This window comes from Gemmata sp., from assembly GCF_051859125.1.
Lineage (GTDB): Bacteria > Planctomycetota > Planctomycetia > Gemmatales > Gemmataceae > Gemmata.
The window spans coordinates 1-1,471 of sequence record NZ_JBHYGG010000310.1; the positions used below are offsets into that span (position 1 = coordinate 1).

Consider the following 1,471-nt stretch of genomic DNA (forward strand, 5'->3'; position numbering starts at 1 on the left):
GTCCGAGCCCGAGCGCCGAGCGAGGGTCCACGCTGACCCTCGCTCGGCGCTCGGGCTCGGACCAGTACGAATCCCACAGATCCGGAATGACCTCCCCTCTGGTGGGGGAGGTCGCCACGAGTCTTCGAGCGGCGGGGGGGGGGCGACCTGAACGGCGCGTACAGCTTCCCCCCCACCCGGCTCGCAGAGCCTCGCCACCCTCCCCCACCAAGTGGGGAGGGCTAGAACCCGTATCGGGTGCCGATCACTTTAACCCGCGATCAGTAGCTCAAACGGAGGCCGGCGCTGACGCCCTGCGCCCAGAAGTCGGTCGTGCGGAACGTGAACGCCGGCACGGCCGCGCCGCCCAGCCCGTTGGGCGGGGGGATCAGGTTCGGGTTCACCCGCAGGTCGATCTGGTCCCCGGCGCGGGCCACGTTGCTCAGGTAGATGAAGTTGTACCCGCCGAACACCAGCACGTTCCGGGACACCCGGACCCCGAGCTTCAGGCCGAGGATCGGGGCCACGGCGAACTCGTTCTGCTCGTACCGGCCGATGTTCGAGGTCTGGGTGAGCAGGCCGCCCGCACCGGTCGTCGGCACGCCGCCCGGGGGGGTCGCGATCGTCGCGCCGTCGATGGTCACGACCTGGTTCATGTTGCCCAGGGCCACCGCCGCCCGCGCGCCCAGGACGAGCGCCCCGAACTGGCGCTCCATCGCCAGCCCGATGACGCCGCCGTTGAAGCTGTTTTCGGTCCGGAAGTGGTCGCGGAGCTGGAACCGGAACCCGGCCGGCAGGCCGCCCGGGGTCGCGGTCGTGGTCAGCAGGTCCTCGGTGACCGTCACGTCGTCGGTGAGGTTGAAGTACTGGTACCCGTAGATCAGGTCGAGCCGGCCGCACGGCGAGCAGCACAGGTTGTGGACGAAGTTGAACCCGCCGCCGATGAACGAGCTCTGCGACGCCACGGTCACGGTGCCCGCGAGGCTCCCGGGCACGGCGACCAGCTCCGAGTCCGGCAGGCCGGTGGCCGCGTTGAAGAACGGGCGGGCGATGAGCGGGGTGCCCGGCGCGCCGGTCCCGGAGGCGGCGAACCGCTCGGTGCTGTCCCCGAGGTACAGGAAGTTCCCCTCCAGCCCGTACCGGCGGGAGTCGCCGAGCCAGATCCCGGCGTTGATCAGCAGGCCGTTGCGGAAGTCGTTGTTGACCCGCTGGTTGCCGTACACCACGGTGTTGCCCGGGACCAGCGCCCCGGTGCCGCCGGTGGTCGAGGTGGTGACGAGCGGCGGGAGCGCCTGGCCGGACGTGGCGAGGTACAGCCACTCGGCGCTGGCCCACACCCGCGAGTTGGGGTAGCACCCCGCGCACTCCGTCGGGCACGGCTGGGGACACGCCTCACCGCAGGGCGCGCCCCCGGGCGCTGCCATGGGGGCCGGTTGGCCCGGGGCCCCCTCCGCGTACCCTGCCGGTGCGTAGCCCGGTGGTGCGTAGCCCG

Annotated in this window: 1 protein-coding gene; it reads right to left on the reverse strand. The window is 71.9% G+C overall.

Features of this window, described 5'->3' with window-relative positions:
- Positions 1-260: 260 nt before the first annotated feature.
- A partial coding sequence (locus ACTIGN_RS33480; protein ID WP_439632192.1) for a BBP7 family outer membrane beta-barrel protein occupies positions 261-1,471 on the reverse strand: 1,211 nt, incomplete at its 5' end.